Source organism: Streptomyces sp. UNOB3_S3, from assembly GCF_020740895.1.
Classification (GTDB): domain Bacteria; phylum Actinomycetota; class Actinomycetes; order Streptomycetales; family Streptomycetaceae; genus Streptomyces.
This window is the reverse complement of sequence record NZ_JAILXP010000155.1, coordinates 1-16,356: the sequence shown is the minus strand read 5'-3', so window position 1 is coordinate 16,356 and position 16,356 is coordinate 1. Positions and strand designations below refer to the sequence as shown.

At 71.8% G+C, this 16,356-nt stretch carries 16 protein-coding genes; 11 read left to right on the top strand and 5 right to left on the bottom strand.

What is annotated here, in order from left to right:
• Both K6I33_RS18330 and K6I33_RS18325 read right to left on the bottom strand, forming a co-directional pair.
• Nucleotides 1-958, bottom strand: a 958-nt coding sequence (locus K6I33_RS18330) for a DEAD/DEAH box helicase (protein WP_229353608.1), incomplete at its 3' end; no start/stop codon positions are given.
• 174 nt (nt 959-1,132) lie between these two features.
• Entirely contained in the window at nt 1,133-1,936 is an 804-nt protein-coding gene (locus K6I33_RS18325; protein ID WP_229353598.1) for a class I SAM-dependent methyltransferase, read from the bottom strand.
• Nucleotides 1,937-2,335: 399 nt separating this feature from the next.
• On the opposite strand from K6I33_RS18325, the gene rpsA reads away from it, so the two are divergent.
• From rpsA to K6I33_RS18290, 7 genes are all read left to right on the top strand, one after another.
• A complete protein-coding gene (gene rpsA / locus K6I33_RS18320) occupies nt 2,336-3,829 on the top strand; it encodes a 30S ribosomal protein S1 (RefSeq protein ID WP_189455052.1) in 1,494 nt (497 codons plus the stop codon).
• A gap of 192 nt (nt 3,830-4,021) precedes the next feature.
• A complete protein-coding gene (locus K6I33_RS18315) occupies nt 4,022-4,966 on the top strand; it encodes a PAC2 family protein (RefSeq protein WP_229353596.1) in 945 nt (314 codons plus the stop codon).
• 25 nt (nt 4,967-4,991) lie between these two features.
• The gene (gene coaE / locus K6I33_RS18310; RefSeq protein ID WP_229353593.1) at nt 4,992-5,600 is read left to right on the top strand and encodes a dephospho-CoA kinase; all 609 of its coding nucleotides are present in this window, start codon (nt 4,992-4,994) and stop codon (nt 5,598-5,600) included.
• Between the two features lie 208 nt (nt 5,601-5,808).
• Nucleotides 5,809-6,387 carry a hypothetical protein gene (locus K6I33_RS18305; protein WP_229353590.1) on the top strand — a complete coding sequence of 193 codons (579 nt, stop codon included), beginning with the start codon at nt 5,809-5,811 and terminating at the stop codon, nt 6,385-6,387.
• Nucleotides 6,388-6,432: 45 nt separating this feature from the next.
• Nucleotides 6,433-6,753 (top strand): type VII secretion target, encoded by a 321-nt coding sequence (locus tag K6I33_RS18300; RefSeq protein ID WP_229353588.1) that lies wholly within the window; start codon nt 6,433-6,435, stop codon nt 6,751-6,753.
• A gap of 7 nt (nt 6,754-6,760) precedes the next feature.
• A complete protein-coding gene (locus K6I33_RS18295) occupies nt 6,761-7,495 on the top strand; it encodes a WXG100 family type VII secretion target (protein ID WP_229353585.1) in 735 nt (244 codons plus the stop codon).
• 27 nt (nt 7,496-7,522) lie between these two features.
• Nucleotides 7,523-7,843, top strand: coding sequence for a hypothetical protein (locus K6I33_RS18290; RefSeq protein ID WP_229353582.1), 321 nt, complete (start codon nt 7,523-7,525; stop codon nt 7,841-7,843).
• Between the two features lie 2 nt (nt 7,844-7,845).
• Here the strand turns inward: K6I33_RS18290 and K6I33_RS18285 are convergent, their stop codons facing one another.
• The 3 genes from K6I33_RS18285 to K6I33_RS18275 form a co-directional block, all read right to left on the bottom strand.
• Nucleotides 7,846-8,127 (bottom strand): DUF6343 family protein, encoded by a 282-nt coding sequence (locus K6I33_RS18285; protein ID WP_229353578.1) that lies wholly within the window; start codon nt 8,125-8,127, stop codon nt 7,846-7,848.
• 97 nt (nt 8,128-8,224) lie between these two features.
• Entirely contained in the window at nt 8,225-8,797 is a 573-nt protein-coding gene (locus K6I33_RS18280) for a methylated-DNA--[protein]-cysteine S-methyltransferase (RefSeq protein WP_229353571.1), read from the bottom strand.
• Nucleotides 8,798-8,846: 49 nt separating this feature from the next.
• Complete coding sequence (locus K6I33_RS18275; RefSeq protein WP_229353569.1) at nt 8,847-9,845, bottom strand: glycerophosphodiester phosphodiesterase family protein; 999 nt, start codon at nt 9,843-9,845, stop codon at nt 8,847-8,849.
• 244 nt (nt 9,846-10,089) lie between these two features.
• Between K6I33_RS18275 and uvrB the strand changes: the two genes are divergently transcribed.
• The 4 genes from uvrB (at nt 10,090) to K6I33_RS18255 (ending at nt 16,300) form a co-directional block, all read left to right on the top strand.
• Nucleotides 10,090-12,225, top strand: a complete 2,136-nt coding sequence (uvrB, locus tag K6I33_RS18270) for an excinuclease ABC subunit UvrB (RefSeq protein ID WP_238491748.1) — start codon at nt 10,090-10,092, stop codon at nt 12,223-12,225.
• A gap of 179 nt (nt 12,226-12,404) precedes the next feature.
• Nucleotides 12,405-12,983 carry a TerD family protein gene (locus K6I33_RS18265; RefSeq protein WP_229353567.1) on the top strand — a complete coding sequence of 193 codons (579 nt, stop codon included), beginning with the start codon at nt 12,405-12,407 and terminating at the stop codon, nt 12,981-12,983.
• 89 nt (nt 12,984-13,072) lie between these two features.
• Complete coding sequence (locus K6I33_RS18260; RefSeq protein WP_229353565.1) at nt 13,073-15,154, top strand: TerD family protein; 2,082 nt, start codon at nt 13,073-13,075, stop codon at nt 15,152-15,154.
• A gap of 129 nt (nt 15,155-15,283) precedes the next feature.
• A complete protein-coding gene (locus K6I33_RS18255; protein ID WP_229353557.1) occupies nt 15,284-16,300 on the top strand; it encodes a TerC family protein in 1,017 nt (338 codons plus the stop codon).
• Nucleotides 16,301-16,356: the final 56 nt, after the last annotated feature.

Genomic DNA, 16,356 nt, shown 5'->3' with positions numbered 1-16,356 from the left:
GCCCCCGGGCGTGGTCCATGCGCGGCTCCCGGGCCAGACCCGCGTCCACCACGACCCGTACGCCCGGCACGGTCAGGCTCGACTCGGCCACCGACGTCGCCAGCACCACGCGCCGGGTACCGGTGCCGCCGGCCAGCACCGCGTCCTGCGCGGCGGCCGGGGCCCGCCCGTGCACCTGGAGCACCTCGGCCCCGCCGGGGCTCCCCCCGAGGAGACCGGCCACCCGGCCGATCTCGCCCACGCCGGGCAGGAAGCACAGCACGTCGCCGTCCCGCTCGCGCAGCGCCCGCCGCACCACGGCGGCCACGTGCTCCAGCAGCGCGGGATCCACGCGCATGCCGTGCGGCGGCCGTATCGCGCGCTCCGGCGGCGCCCACACCACCTCCACGGGGTGCGACACCCCGTGCGCCTCCACCACCGGCGCGCCGCCCAGCAGCCGCGCCCAGCCCTCGGCATCCGTTGTCGCCGACGCGGCCACCAGGCGCAGCTCCGGGCGCAGCGCGGCCCGGACGTCCAGGAGGAAGGCGGCCGCCGTGTCGGCGTCCAGATGGCGTTCGTGGCACTCGTCGAGCACCACGACGTCGACCCCGGCGAGCTCCGGGTCGCGCTGGAGGCGCTGGAGCAGGACACCGGTGGTGACGACCTCCACCACGGTCGAGGGCCCGGCCCTGCGCTCGCCGCGCACGGTGAAGCCGACGCGGTTGCCCGTCTCCTCGCCGAGCAGCCACGCCATCCGCCGCGCGGCGGCGCGCGCGGCGATGCGGCGGGGCTCGGCGACCAGGACGCGGCGCTCCGGCCCGGAGCCGGTCAGGCCCGCCAGCGCCAGCGGCACCAGCGTCGTCTTACCGGTACCGGGCGGCGCGCACAGCACGGCCGTCCCGTGCCCGTCCAGCGCCTCCTCAAGGGCGGGCAGCACGGACCGCACGGGCAACTGGGCGAGGGCGTCGTCACGGATCACGTGCCCAAGTCTCGCCCACGGGCGGATGCGCCCCGTAGGGGCGCGGGGCAGCGTCGATGTGCGGCTACCGCCGCGTGGGCGCGATCAGCCCCGACGGCCCGCGCATGTCGCGCAGCGGGGACGGTGCCGCCCCGCATGGGGCGGGCGCGCCGTCCCCGGAAGCCACCCGCAGGGTCAGCCGCGCTCGCAGACGAAGATCGCCGTCCCCGGGATCAGATGCCCCCGCAGCGGGGACCAGCCGCCCCACTCCTGCTGGTTCCACGCGGGCCACTCCGGCTCGACCAGGTCGACGATGCGGAAGCCCGCGGCCACCACGTCGCGCACCCGGTCACCGATCGTGCGGTGGTGCTCCACGTAGACCGCCCGGCCCGTCTCGTCCTGCTCCACATAGGGCGTGCGGTCGAAGTACGACGCGGCGACGGACAGCCCCTCGGGCCCGGGCTCGTCCGGGAACGCCCAGCGGATGGGGTGGGTCACCGAGAAGACCCAGCGGCCGCCGGGCCGCAGCACCCGCCGCACCTCGCGCATCAGCCGTACCGGGTCGGCGACGAACGGCACCGCGCCGTACGCGGAGCAGGCCAGGTCGAAGGAGCCGTCCGCGAAGGGCAGGGCACAGGCGTCGGCCTCCACGAGCGGGAAGTCGGCGCCGATCCGCAGGGCGTGCTGGAGCTGCCGGTGGGAGAGGTCGAGGGCCACGGGGCGGGCGCCCCGCGCGGCCAGCCAGCGCGAGCACTGGGCCGCGCCGGCGCCGATCTCCAGGACGTCCAGGCCCCTGAGCGACTCCGCCGGGCCCAGCAGGGCGGCCTCCGCCTCGTCGAGGCCCTCCGGACCCCAGACGAAGCGGTCGTCGCCGAGGAAGCCGCCGTGCTCGTTCTGGTACTCGTCCGCGTTGCGGTCCCACCAGCCACGGCTGGCCCGGCTGCTCTCGGTCTCGCCGGTCTCACGGCGGGTGGCCTCGGGCTCGTATTCTTGGATCATCTGATCATCCTGGCGGTCGTGCCCAGGCCGTGTGCCGGCCGGCGGTGGGGTCGGAGGGTGGCGCGCTGGGGTGGTTCGGGACCCCCGTGGCCTCGCACAACCCGAGTTGTGCCGGAATTGCTGCGATTCGTCCCGGGTGTGCGCCTTCGCGCATTGACCGTGTCCGGCTGCCCCCGTATGCTACAAGTTGCGCTGCGAGCCTGCGCGCCTCAGACGGAGCAGGCCGTGCTCGCACTTGTTGTATGTCCCCTCGGTTGTCGAGGCGCTCCCGGTTCCGCCGGGTCAGAAGCTCTTTACGGAGAGTGCGCCTCCAAGGCTGTCCGGCTTCGGCAGTGCGATAAGGGCTCTCGGCGTAGCAGTACCTACGACTTCAATGTCCGTACCGGAGCCCTTTCCCACATGACGAGCAGCACCGAGACCACCGCCACCACCCCGCAGGTTGCGGTCAACGACATCGGTAACGAGGAAGCCTTCCTCGCCGCGATCGACGAGACGATCAAGTACTTCAACGACGGCGACATCGTCGACGGCGTCATCGTGAAGGTCGACCGGGACGAGGTCCTGCTCGACATCGGTTACAAGACCGAGGGTGTCATCCCCTCCCGCGAGCTCTCGATCAAGCACGACGTCGACCCGAACGAGGTCGTCAAGGTCGGCGACGAGATCGAGGCCCTTGTTCTCCAGAAGGAGGACAAGGAAGGTCGCCTGATCCTCTCGAAGAAGCGCGCCCAGTACGAGCGTGCCTGGGGCACCATCGAGAAGATCAAGGAAGAGGACGGCATCGTCACCGGTACCGTCATCGAGGTCGTCAAGGGTGGTCTCATCCTCGACATCGGCCTCCGTGGCTTCCTGCCGGCCTCCCTGGTCGAGATGCGTCGCGTCCGCGACCTCCAGCCCTACGTGGGCAAGGAGCTCGAGGCCAAGATCATCGAGCTGGACAAGAACCGCAACAACGTGGTCCTGTCCCGCCGCGCCTGGCTGGAGCAGACCCAGAGCGAGGTCCGCCAGACCTTCCTCACCACCCTCCAGAAGGGTCAGGTGCGCTCCGGCGTCGTCTCCTCCATCGTCAACTTCGGTGCCTTCGTGGACCTGGGTGGCGTCGACGGTCTCGTCCACGTCTCCGAGCTGTCCTGGAAGCACATCGACCACCCGTCCGAGGTTGTCGAGGTCGGCCAGGAGGTCACCGTCGAGGTTCTCGACGTGGACATGGACCGCGAGCGCGTCTCCCTGTCGCTCAAGGCCACCCAGGAAGACCCGTGGCAGCAGTTCGCCCGGACCCACCAGATCGGTCAGGTCGTCCCGGGTAAGGTCACCAAGCTCGTTCCGTTCGGTGCGTTCGTCCGCGTCGACGAGGGCATCGAGGGCCTGGTCCACATCTCCGAGCTGGCCGAGCGCCACGTGGAGATCCCGGAGCAGGTCGTCCAGGTCAACGACGAGATCTTCGTCAAGGTCATCGACATCGACCTCGAGCGTCGTCGCATCAGCCTCTCGCTGAAGCAGGCCAACGAGTCCTTCGGTGCCGACCCGTCCGTGGTCGAGTTCGACCCGACCCTGTACGGCATGGCCGCGTCCTACGACGACCAGGGCAACTACATCTACCCCGAGGGCTTCGACCCCGAGGCCAACGACTGGCTGCCGGGCTACGAGAAGCAGCGCGAGGAGTGGGAGCGCCAGTACGCCGAGGCGCAGCAGCGCTTCGAGCAGCACCAGGCGCAGGTCATCAAGTCCCGCGAGGCGGACGCCGAGGCTGCCGCCGCCGGCGACCAGGCCGCTGCCCAGGCCGCTCCGGCCGGTGGCTCGTACTCCTCGGAGTCGGCCGACACCTCCGGCGCCCTGGCGTCGGACGAGGCTCTCGCCGCCCTGCGCGAGAAGCTCGCCGGCGGCCAGAGCTGAGGCTCTGACCGACAGCGCAGCTGAATAGCTGACCGACGTAAGGCCCGCTCTCCTCGGAGAGCGGGCCTTACGCGCGTCTGCCGCCCCTTTTCGCTCCCGCGCCCTTTTCACCCCCGCGCTCCGTCCCGGGCGGGAATGGTCACGGTGCCCAAGGACGTTCCCTCCCAAGGAACATGAGGAGGAACGGTCACCGTGTTGGATCCGCAGGGTTTGTACGAATGGGAGCCCAAGGGGCTCGCCGTGGCCGACCTGGCGCTCGCCCAGGACACGGCCGGACTGGTCATGCTCTACCACTTCGAGGGCTACATCGACGCCGGTGAGACGGGCGAGCTGATCGTCAAGCGGCTGCTGGGCGACCTGCCGCACCAGGTCGTGGCCCGCTTCGACCACGACCGGCTCATCGACTACCGCGCGCGGCGCCCCCTGCTGACGTTCCAGCGCGACCGCTGGACCGCCTACGAGACGCCGAAGCTGGAGCTGTACCTGGTGCAGGACGCCACGGGCGCCCCGTTCCTCCTGCTCACCGGCCCCGAGCCGGACGTGGAGTGGGAGCGCTTCGCCGTCGCCGTGCGGCAGCTCGTGGAGCGGCTCGGCGTACGGCTGTCCGTCAACTTCCACGGCATCCCGATGGGCGTCCCCCACACCCGGCCCGTCGGCATCACCCCCCACGGCAACCGCACGGACCTGATGCCCGGTCACCGCAGCTTCTTCGACGAGGCCCAGGTGCCCGGCAGCGCCGAGTCGTTCGTCGAGTACCGCCTCGCCGAGGCCGGCCACGACGTCCTGGGCGTCGCCGCCCACGTCCCGCACTACGTCGCCCGCTCGCCCTACCCCGACGCGGCGCTGACGGCCCTGGAGGCGGTCACCGCCGCCACGGGGCTCGTCCTGCCCGACGCCGCCCACGCCCTGCGCACCGCGGCGCACCGCACCCAGGAGGAGATCGAGCGCCAGCTCGGCGAGGGCGACGAGGAGCTGACCGCGCTCGTCCGGGGCCTTGAGCACCAGTACGACGCGGTGGCCGGGGCCGAGACCCGCGGCAACCTCGTCGCCGAGCCGGTCGAACTGCCCTCCGCCGATGAACTGGGTGCCGAATTCGAGCGTTTCCTCGCCGACCGGGAGGGCGACGGCGGCCGCTGACACCCGGCCCGATAGCGTGGGGCCCATGCTGAAGGTGGGCCTCACGGGCGGGATCGGCGCGGGCAAGAGCGAGGTGTCGCGGCTCCTCGCGTCGTACGGAGCGGTCGTCGTCGACTCGGACCGCATCGCACGGGAAGTGGTGGAGCCGGGCACGCCCGGACTGGCGGCGGTGGTCGCCGAGTTCGGCCCCGGCGTCCTCACCGACGAGGGCACCCTCGACCGGCCCGCGCTGGGCGCGATCGTCTTCGCCGACAAGGACCGGCTCGCCGCCCTCAACGCCATCGTGCACCCCCTCGTCCGCGCCCGCTCGGCCGAGCTGGAGGCCGCCGCCGGCCCGGACGACGTCGTCGTCCACGACGTCCCCCTCCTCGCCGAGAACGGGCTCGCCCCCCTCTACGACCTGGTGGTGGTCATCGACGCCGGCACCGGGACCCGGCTGGACCGGCTCGTCCGGCTGCGGGGCATGACCCCCGAGGAGGCCCGCGCCCGGATGGCGGCCCAGGCCACCCGGGAGCGGCGACTGGCCGTCGCGGACCTCGTCATCGACAACGACGGCCCGCTGGAGGAACTGGAGCCCCAGGTCAGGGCCGTCTGGGAGCGACTGCGCGAGCGGGCGGCCGCCCGGCCGAGCTGAGCCGTCACACCGTTCATCAGATCGGGTGAGACCGGGAGCGCCCCGCCGACGGGCGGTGGCGCACGGTCAGCCCTTGCTACGGGCCTTCCCGGCTCGTGTCCCCGCGGCCGGTGGCCGTTCGTACCGCGCCGGCACCCCCTCTCCGCGTCGCTAGCGTGTCGCCCTGAACGGCGTCACCGCGCGACTGCTCCGAAGGGGAACGACGACCATGGCCATGCCGGAACTGCTCGGTGCGAGTCCCTTCGCGCCCATGCCCCGGCCGAGGCTCAAGACCCGCTTCGGCGGGCTCTGCCTCGTCGTGGCCGGGCTGCTGCTCATGGAGTTCACCGCCACGTCCGCGGTGAAGGCCGTGGGCTACGCGGACCACCAGGGGACCATGACCATCGGCCACTGCCGGATCACCCGGCAGGGGAGCGGTCACGAAGGGACCAGCTGCGACGGGGTGTTCCGTCCCTCGGACGGCGGCGCGGTGCTGAGGGACGCCGAGATCGACGGCTCGTACGTCCCCGGTGAACGGCTGACGGTCTACAGGGAATGGGGCTCCTATTCCCTCATCGGCCTACGGACGTTCTGGGAATGGCTGATCTTCCTCTTCATGGCCCTTCCCCTCATGGCCCACGGCGTCATGCTCGTCGTCGCGGGATTCCAGCCCAAGACCCTCGGCCAGTTCAAGGCGGTCCGGGAAATGCTGCGCAGGGCCATGGTGGCCGAGCACGTGCGGTGGCTGCGCAGGGTGGGAGGCGTGGGCATGCTGGCGTGCTTCCTGCTGGCATGCGTATCGCCGTGACGCCGGTTCGGACCGGATGCGTATCGACAGGGGGAAAGGGCTGCCATGTCCGGGCGACTTCAGGTGGAGACGGGACGGCTTGAGGAATTCTCCCGGCAGGTGGGCAGGGGCGCGGAGGACGCCTCGGAAATGGCCTCCTACACCAGGGGATTCACCTCGTTCGACTTCATGGAACACGGGCTGCTGGGATTGCTCGCGGGACAGCACACCGATGTGCGGGACACCGTGCTGCGCACCCTCGACCGGCTGACCGCCGTACTCGGGGAGTCGGCGCGGGAACTGGGCGCCGCGGCCTCGTACTACCGGCGCACCGACCTCGCGGTCGCCGCCGAGACGGACGCGGCCTACGGCCGGACGAGGCGCTGACCCGGACATGGACTTCGCCGACGTGGCCGAGCCGACCCGGCACCTCACCCCGCCCCGGAAGCCCGCGGAGTTCGTCCATCCGCTGAAACCCGTCAACGACGTCGGGGATTTCCTCAGCCCGGCCGGATGGTTCCTGAAACTGGCCGAGCTGATGGTGCCCGGCGACCCGATGGAATACGCGAGGCACGCCCTCGCCGGGGACTGGGAGGCGTACGCGCAGTGCGCCGACGTCTGGCGGAACCTGGGCCATTCCTGCGACGCCCTCGCCCGGAACCTCGGGTCCGGCACCGGGGCCGTCCGCGCGACCTGGCAGGGGAACGCGGCCGACGCCGCGCACGGCTACTTCGACGCCCTCCGCAAGAACCTGGAGGACGCGCGGGACGCCCTGTACACGATCGACGGCGAATACCGGGAGATCGCCCGCTCGGTGGCGTACACCGGCGAGGCCGTCGCCGCGTGCGTCAGCGCGATCCTCGACGCGCTCATCACCGTCTCCATCGCCGTCGCGGCCTCCGCCGCCTCCGGATGGACCGGATGGGGCGCCGCGATGGGATACGCGCTCGGCGCCGCCGAGGCGAAGACCATCCTCAAGGAATGGACCGCGATGACCAATCTCCTCAACGCGGCGCAGGCGGCCATGAACGTCAGCTGTGCGGTGATCGGGCGGACCGGCGGCGAGATCGTGGCTTCGCTCGGCTCCTTTCCGCTGCCGCGTACGAGTTACGACCACCCGGCCGTCTGACGCCGGATACGGAAGGAGCGGCGGGCGATGCCGGAACAGCACGTCGGATTCGAGGAATTCGTGACCCCGGGCCGCGACCGGGCCCGGGCCCGCGTCGTCCACGAGGCGCTCCGGCACCTCGCGGGCGGCAGCGGCGGTGAGGTCCTGCGGGAGATGGCCCAGGAGGTCCTCTCCGGCCGCATGCGCCTCCACGAGGCACTGTGCGTCGGCGCGTACTCCGAGGCGCTCACCGAGAGCGTCGAGACCGCTCAGGCCGCCTGGGAACGCCTCTCGCCGGAGGAACAGGAGCGGCGGACGGCCGAGGCCCGCCGCTTCCTGGCGGCCAGGGAGGACCCGCCGTCGTCGTAGGGCTAGGAATTCCTTCCGGGGTGGTTTGAAGGCTTGACGGGCTCATACGGCGGGACGTCCCGGCCCGGCTGGTAGTGCGGCCCCTGCCGGATGTGCCGGATGATCACGATCAGGTCGACCACGGTCACGAGCATCACCACCCCGAACGCGATCGCCCACCCCGGCCGCCCGGCCAGCGCGAAGAACACCGTCCCGGCGGCCGTCCACACCAGCCCGAAGGACGCCAGCCCGCACCGCAGCCGCAGCGGGCTGCGCGCCGTCATGGGTTCGTTGCCCGTACGCATGGCGCACCATCTCCCGCTTCCAGCATCCCTCGGGAGCGGGGTCCGGAACAGCAGAGTCCGGAATAGCGGGGCCCGGAGCAGTGGGACCCAGCGGGACTCAGAACAGCGGCTCCGGAAGGACCCCCTCCAGCGACAGCAGGACCCGCTTGGCCTCCAGGCCCGGGCCGAAGCCGCCCAGACCGCCGTCGCTCCCGATGACGCGGTGGCAGGGGACCACGATGGGCAGCGGGTTGCTTCCCATGGCCACGCCGACCGCGCGGGCCGCGCCGGGGTCGCCCAGGCGGGTGGCGAGGTCCTGGTAGGCGACGACGGTGCCGTAGGGGACGTGGGCGAGGAGCTCGCGCAGGGTGCGGCGGTTGAAGCCGGAGGTGAGGGACCAGTCCAGGGGCACGGAGAAGACGCGGAGGCGGCCCGCGAAGTAGTCCCGGAGCTCGTCCGCGGCCTCGGCGAGGACGTCGTGGCAGGCGGAGGGCGCCGCCACGGGGGCGGCGCCCAGATGCCGTTCCAGGTGGGACAGGGTCCGTCCGGTCTTGTCGGCGTCGGCGTGGAAGACGACGCTCAGCAGGCCGTCCGGGGTCGCGGCGAGGCCCACGGGCCCGACCGGCGAGTCGGTCGTCGACCACGCCCAGGTCCGGGGGCCGGGCGGCAGGGGGCGCTCGGAGTCCGTCACGCCCCCAGCGTAGAGCGTGGCCGGACGCCCCCTGCCGGGGCCCCGGGGGTCAGACGGCGTCGTCGAGGGGCGCGTCCTCGTCGGCCGGGCCGCCGGCCGGGTCCGGTCCGGGCCGGCCGTCGTCGTTCAGGAGGGACGGGTCGTCCGCGTCGTCGTCCAGGGCGGCGGCGATGACGTGGGGGGCGTTGGTGATGATGCCGTCCACGCCCATCCGGGCGAGGCCGACCGCCTTGTCCTCGTCGTCGACGGTCCACGCGCAGACCTCCAGCCGCCGCCCGTGCGGGCCCTTGAGGGCGTGCGCGGCGGCGACCCAGTCGGCGGTGATCCGCGTGTGGTCCGGGTTGATCTGGTCGGCGAACGCGGCGTACGAGGCGAGGTCGGCGGCCTTCGGGGCGCCCAGGAAGCCCTTCTTGATGTCGGGGCGGAGCTTGTGCAGCGTCTTCAGGGACGGCGCGCTGAAGCTCTGGACGACCAGTTCCTCGTCGATGTGCTGCCGGTCCAGCCAGCCGGAGCGGCGCAGTTCGGCCACTATCTGCCGCTCGATGCCCGGGTAGAGCTCCGGGGCCTTCACCTCCAGCAGCAGCTTCTGGTGGTTGTGGTCGACCCGGCGCAGATAGCGGTCGAGCGTGGGCACCCGTTCACCGGTGAAACGGCTGTCGTACCAGCTGCCGGCGTCGAGTTTCTCGATCTCGTCGAGCGTGAAGTCGGCGACCTTCCAGGGGGCGCGTCCCGGGTAGCGCCGCTTCACGTCCGTGGTGCGGTCCAGGGTGGTGTCGTGGATGACGATCAGGGCGCCGTCCTTGGTGCGCTGGACGTCGTTCTCCACCCAGACGGTGCCCAGCCGGGCCGCTCTGTCGATCGAGGCCAGGGTGTTCTCCGGCGCCTCGACGGGCACCCCGCGGTGGCCGATGACGACGGGGGCGTCCGGGCCCCCGTCGGCGGCGTGCGCGGGCGCCGCGGCGACCCCGGTGGCGGGCACGGAGGCGAGCGTCGACAGGGACAGACCGGCGAGCACACCGGTCACGGCGGAGGCGATGCGGATGCGCATGGGGGCTCCTCGCGGCGTCCGGGGCCGGGACGCCCGTCGCGCCCCGGCCCTCGCGTACGGAACGTCGTACCTGGTGCACGGAAAGTGGTACAGCAAACGTGTACGTGATCGCGACGGCCGGGGCAGCCGGAGCCGGAGACCTTTGCCGACATTTCGCCCGGCGTTCGCCCCGTGACCGGCGGGGAAACGGGGGCGGCGGGCGGGGGACGAGGCCGTTGTCAGTGGTGGGCCGTACGGTGGTCTCATGCGGCCCGTATCCAAGATCGAACGCAAGGTGGCGCCCTTCGAGGTCGTCAGCCCCTTCCAGCCCAGCGGCGACCAGCCGACGGCCATCGCGGAGCTGGAGCGGCGCATCCGCGCGGGAGAGAAGGACGTCGTCCTCCTCGGCGCGACCGGCACCGGCAAGTCGGCCACCACCGCGTGGATGATCGAGAAGCTGCAGCGGCCCACGCTCGTCATGGCGCCCAACAAGACCCTCGCGGCCCAGCTCGCCAACGAGTTCCGCGAGCTGTTGCCCAACAACGCCGTCGAATACTTCGTGTCGTACTACGACTACTACCAGCCCGAGGCGTACGTCCCGCAGTCGGACACCTACATCGAGAAGGACTCCTCGATCAACGAGGAGGTCGAGCGGCTGCGCCACTCCGCCACGAACTCGCTGCTCACCCGGCGTGATGTGATCGTCGTGGCATCGGTCTCCTGCATCTACGGCCTGGGCACGCCGCAGGAGTACGTGGACCGCATGGTGCCGCTGAAGGTCGGCCAGGAGATCGACCGCGACACGCTGCTGCGCCGCTTCGTCGAGATCCAGTACACGCGCAACGACCTGGCCTTCACCCGGGGCACCTTCCGGGTGCGCGGCGACACCGTCGAGATCTTCCCGGTCTACGAGGAACTGGCCGTCCGCATCGAGATGTTCGGCGACGAGATCGAGGCGCTCTCCACGCTCCACCCGCTCACCGGCGAGGTCATCTCCGACGACCAGGAGCTCTACGTCTTCCCCGCCAGCCACTACATCGCCGGCGCGGAGCGGATGGAGAAGGCCGTCGCGGGCATCGAGCGCGAGCTGGAGGAGCGCCTGGCCCAGCTGGAGAAGCAGGGCAAGCTCCTGGAGGCCCAGCGGCTGCGGATGCGCACCACCTACGACATCGAGATGATGCGCCAGATCGGCTCCTGCTCGGGCATCGAGAACTACTCGCTGCACATGGACGACCGCGAGCCCGGCTCCCCGCCCAACACCCTCCTCGACTACTTCCCCGAGGACTTCCTCCTCGTCATCGACGAGTCGCACGTCACCGTCCCGCAGATCGGCGCGATGTACGAGGGCGACGCGTCCCGCAAGCGCACGCTCGTCGAGCACGGCTTCCGCCTGCCGTCCGCCATGGACAACCGCCCGCTGAAGTGGGAGGAGTTCACCGAGCGCATCGGCCAGACCGTCTACCTCTCCGCGACGCCCGGCCCCTACGAGCTCTCGCGCGGCGACGGCTTCGTCGAGCAGATCATCCGCCCCACCGGCCTCGTCGACCCCGAGGTCGTCGTCAAGCCGACCGAGGGCCAGATCGACGATCTGGTCCACGAGATCCGCACCCGCACCGAGCGCGACGAGCGCGTCCTCGTGACCACCCTCACCAAGAAGATGGCCGAGGACCTCACCGACTACTTCCTGGAGCTCGGCATCCAGGTGCGCTACCTCCACAGCGACGTCGACACGCTGCGCCGCGTCGAGCTCCTGCGCGAGCTGCGCGCCGGCGAGTTCGACGTCCTGGTCGGCATCAACCTGCTGCGCGAGGGTCTCGACCTGCCCGAGGTGTCGCTGGTGGCCATCCTCGACGCCGACAAGGAGGGCTTCCTGCGCTCCGGGACGTCCCTGATCCAGACCATCGGCCGCGCGGCGCGCAATGTCTCCGGACAGGTCCATATGTACGCCGACAAGATCACCCCCGCGATGGAGAAGGCCATCGACGAGACCAACCGCCGCCGCGAGAAGCAGGTCGCCTACAACAAGGAGCGGGGCATCGACCCGCAGCCGCTCCGCAAGAAGATCGGTGACATCGTCGCCTCCCTCGCCCGCGAGGAGCTCGACACCGAGGAGCTGCTGGGCACGGGCTACCGCAAGGCCGGCAAGGACAAGGGGAAGGCCCCGGTCCCCACGGCCCCGGCCGGCAAGGGGAAGAGCAGGGCCAAGGGGAAGGCCAAGGCCGAGGAGGCGGTGCTCACGGACCGCCCCGCCGCGGAACTGGCCCAGCTCATCGAGGACATGACCGACCGTATGCGCGCCGCCGCGGCGGAGCTCCAGTTCGAGGTCGCGGCACGGCTGCGCGACGAGGTGGGCGAGCTGAAGAAGGAGCTGCGGCAGATGCGTGAGGCGGGGCTGGCCTGACGAGCGGCGCGGCAGCATATCCCAGCCTGCCCGACCTGGTACGGAGCATGTTGCAAGACCGCCACAAACCTCTCCCGGGTGCGTACGCGACGGTCGCGTGTGCATAGGGTCGTATGTGAAGACGGCCGTACGGAACGCGTGCGGCCACGGGGGCACAGCCAACGAGAGAGGGACTGCGCGTGACGGTCAACTTGTCCAAGGGCCAGGGCATCAGCCTTCAGAAGGCCGACGGGGGCACCCTGACCGCGGTGCGGATGGGGCTGGGCTGGCAGGCGGCCCCCCGCCGCGGGCTGTTCGGGACGCGGACGAAGGAGATCGACCTCGACGCCTCGGCGGTGCTCTTCGCCGACAAGCAGCCGGTCGACGTGGCCTTCTTCCAGCAGCTGGTCAGCAAGGACGGCTCGGTGCGCCACACCGGCGACAACCTGGTCGGCGGCGCGGGCCAGGGTGGTGACGACGAGTCGATCCTCGTCGACCTCCAGCGCGTCCCGGTGCACGTCAATCAGATCGTGTTCACGGTGAACTCGTTCACCGGCCAGACCTTCGCCGAGGTCCGCAACGCCTTCTGCCGCCTGGTCGACGAGACCACCGGCCAGGAGCTGGCCCGCTACACCCTGGACGGCGGCGGCCCGTACACCGCGCAGATCATGGCCAAGGTCCACCGCGTGGGCAACGGCTGGCAGATGACGGCCGTCGGCACCCCGGCCAACGGCCGGACGTTCCAGGACCTGCTGGCGGAGATCCAGGCGGTCCTGTAACCACCCTCGCGTACGCGGGCGGGCACGCCTCCGCGTACGCGCACGCGGGCGGGCACGACACGACGAGCACGACATAGGGGGAAACGGCGATGACGGCCGAGCTGGTGCGGGGGCAGAACCACCCACTGCCCGGTACCCGACTGGAGATCCGGGTCTCGGCGGGCCATCCGGTGGTGGCGGGCGCGACGCTCGGTGACGCGGACGGCAGGGTGACCGGCGCCGAGTGGGTCGCGCACCCCGCCTCGCCGAGACTCCCCGGGCTGGAGGTGTCCGGGCAGGCCGCCGCCGAGCACCGGCTGGCGGTCGATCTGGACGCCGTCCCGGAGGCCGCCCACCGGCTCACCGTGCTGCTCGCCCTCCCCTCCGTGGCGTCGGCCCCGGCGCGCTTCGGCGCGATCGCGGCCCCCTTCCTCGCCGTGACGGGCACGGACGGCACCGAGATCGCCAGCTACACGGTCACCGGACTGGACGCCGAGTCGGCGGTCGTCGCCCTTGAGCTCTACCGTCGGCAGGGCGCCTGGAAGGTGCGCGCGGTCGGCCAGGGGTACGCGGGAGGCCTGGCCGCGATGCTCCACGACCAGGGCCTGCCCGGAGCGGCCGAGCTGGCCGCCGGCATCGACGAGGCGGTCGCCCGAGGTATGGCCCGCGCCGTCCAGGCACCGCTTGTTCACGCCGAGCCCGTCCGCGAGGAGCCCGCTCACACCGAGCCCGCTCATGCCGAGGCCGGTTCCGGGTCCGCCGCCGAGCCCGCGACCGGCGACGGCGCGCCCGTGGCGGCCGACGAGGCGGAGCGGGACGACACGGCCGGGACCGGTGCCGCGCCCGGCCGGGCCGAGGGCGGGTCCACCGCGGTACGGGCCCAGGCCGCCCCGGCCTCCGCCGGTCCCATCAGCTACCGGCATCCGGGCCGCCGGAGCGGCCGGCAGGCCCCGGCGGCGGGACCGGAGCCGGCCTCGGTGCCGGCCTCGGAGCCGCGTGAGCCGGCACCGACGCCTTCGGGCCCGGACCGGGCCGCCCCGGCCGACGAGCCCGGAGCGTCCGGGCCCGTCGCGGGCGACGCCACCGGCTGGTCCATGGACGAGCGGCTCTACAACCAGGTCTGGGGCATGTTCGAGGACCTGACCCGAACGGTCGCCGCCTACCGCAGCGCGGTCGACTTCGCGGAGTCCCGCCTGGAGCGGGAGCTGGACCGGGTCCTCTCCGACCCCGCCACCCGCGTCGGCCCGGCCTCCGACACGGCCCGTGAGGAGGCCCGCGCCCGCCACGCCGAGCTGGTCGACCAGGCGCGGTCCGTGCTCGACCGGGACCTCGCCCAGCTCGTCGCGGAGGCCGAGGTCGTCGAGCACGCCCTGCCGCCCGCCTACGCCCGCTGGGACAGCCCCGTCTGGCAGGGCTACCAGGTGCCGCTGTCGGCCCCGATGGCGCTGCGGCTGGGCGATCTGCACCTGCCGGAGCGCCCCGGCCTGCGCATCCCCATGCTGGTGCGGCTGCCGATGGAGCGCGGCCTGTGGATCGACGCCGGCCGGTCCGGCGGCCGGGACGCGGGCCTGCCGGACTCGGCCGAGCTGCGCAGGCTGGCCGTGGACTGCGCGGTCGCGCACGCCGTGCGGCTGCTGGCCGTCCACCCCGTGGGGGACTACACCCTCCACGTCATCGACCCGGCCGGCGCGGCGGGCCCGGCCCTGGCGCCGCTGCTGGAGACCGGGGCGCTGAAGGAGCCGCCGCCCACCGGGGCGCAGGGGGCGTCGGACGTGCTGGCGCGCCTGACGCGCCGGGTCGACCTGGTGCAGATGGCGGTGCGCAACCGTGCCCTGGACTCGCTGCCCCCGGACCTCGACACGGGCGAGCAGCTGCTGATCGTCAACGACTTCCCGCACGGTTTCGACGACCGTGCCGTCACCCAGCTGCGCTATCTGGCCGACGAGGGGCCGTCCGTGGGCGTCCATCTGCTGATGGTGGCCGACCGGGACGACGCGCGGGCCTACGGGCCCGTCCTGGACCCGCTGTGGCGCTCGCTGCTGAGGATCACCCCGGTGCCGGACGACCACCTCGCCGACCCGTGGGTCGGGCACGCCTGGACGTACGAGCCGTCGCGGGTGCCCGCGGGGAGCGATGTCGTCGGGCAGGTGCTGCGGCAGGTCGGCCAGGCGCGGCGCGCGTACGGCATCTAGCTCCTCCTCCCGACCGCTGCCCTCACTACCCCGCTGACCTGCGGATTTGGGCTTCTCTTTACTGTTCCTTGGTTCTTCCTGTACTGTTCTGAGGACTGCCGTACGCCCGTACGACGTGCCGGAGGAACAGTGGACGTCTCGTTGACCCTGTGGGTGCTGACCATCCTCGGTCTGTGCGCCCTCGTCGCCGCCGACTTCTTCATCGGGGGCCGCAAGCCTCATGAGGTCTCCCTCAAGGAGGCGGGGGTCTGGACGGCGGTCTGGGTGGCCCTGGCCGGGCTCTTCGGGCTGGGGCTCCTGGTCTTCGCCGGCGGGCAGCCCGCCGGCGAGTTCTTCGCGGGCTTCATCACCGAGAAGTCGCTGAGTGTCGACAATCTCTTCGTCTTCGTCCTGATCATGGCGAAGTTCTCGGTGCCGTCGATCTACCAGCAGCGGGTGCTCATGGTCGGCGTGCTCATAGCCCTGGTGCTGCGGGCCGCCTTCATCGGCGCGGGCGCCGCGATCATCGCCAACTTCTCCTGGATCTTCTACCTCTTCGGCGCCTTCCTGATCTGGACGGCCTGGAAGCTGATCCAGGAGGCGCGCGCCGACGAGGAGGACGAGGAGTTCGAGGAGAACCGCTTCCTGAAGCTGGTCGAGCGCCGCTTCCCCTCCACCGACCGCTACCACGGCACCAAGCTGTTCATCGTGGAGAACGGCAAGCGGCTGATGACCCCGATGCTGATCGTCATGCTGGCGATCGGCACGACGGACGTGCTCTTCGCCCTCGACTCCATACCGGCGATCTTCGGCCTCACCCAGGACCCGTACATCGTCTTCACCGCCAACGCCTTCGCGCTCATGGGCCTGCGGCAGCTGTACTTCCTGATAGGCGGGCTGCTGAAGAAGCTGGTCCACCTCTCCTACGGCCTGTCGGTCATCCTCGGCTTCATCGGCGTCAAGCTGGTTCTCCACGCCCTGCACGAGAGCGGCGTGGCGGTCCCCGAGATCAGCATCCCGGTCTCGCTGGGCGTCATCTGCGTCGTGCTGATCGTCACCACGATCACCAGCCTGCGCGCCTCGGCCAAGCAGGAGCGGGCCGAGGTGCCGGAGGCCCGCTCCCCGGAGGGGGAGCGGGAGCAGGACACGGAGAGCGCCCGCGTCTGACGGGCCGGTCCGGCCGGCCCGGACGCCCCGGTGGGGGCGGCGGCTCAGGCCGGGGC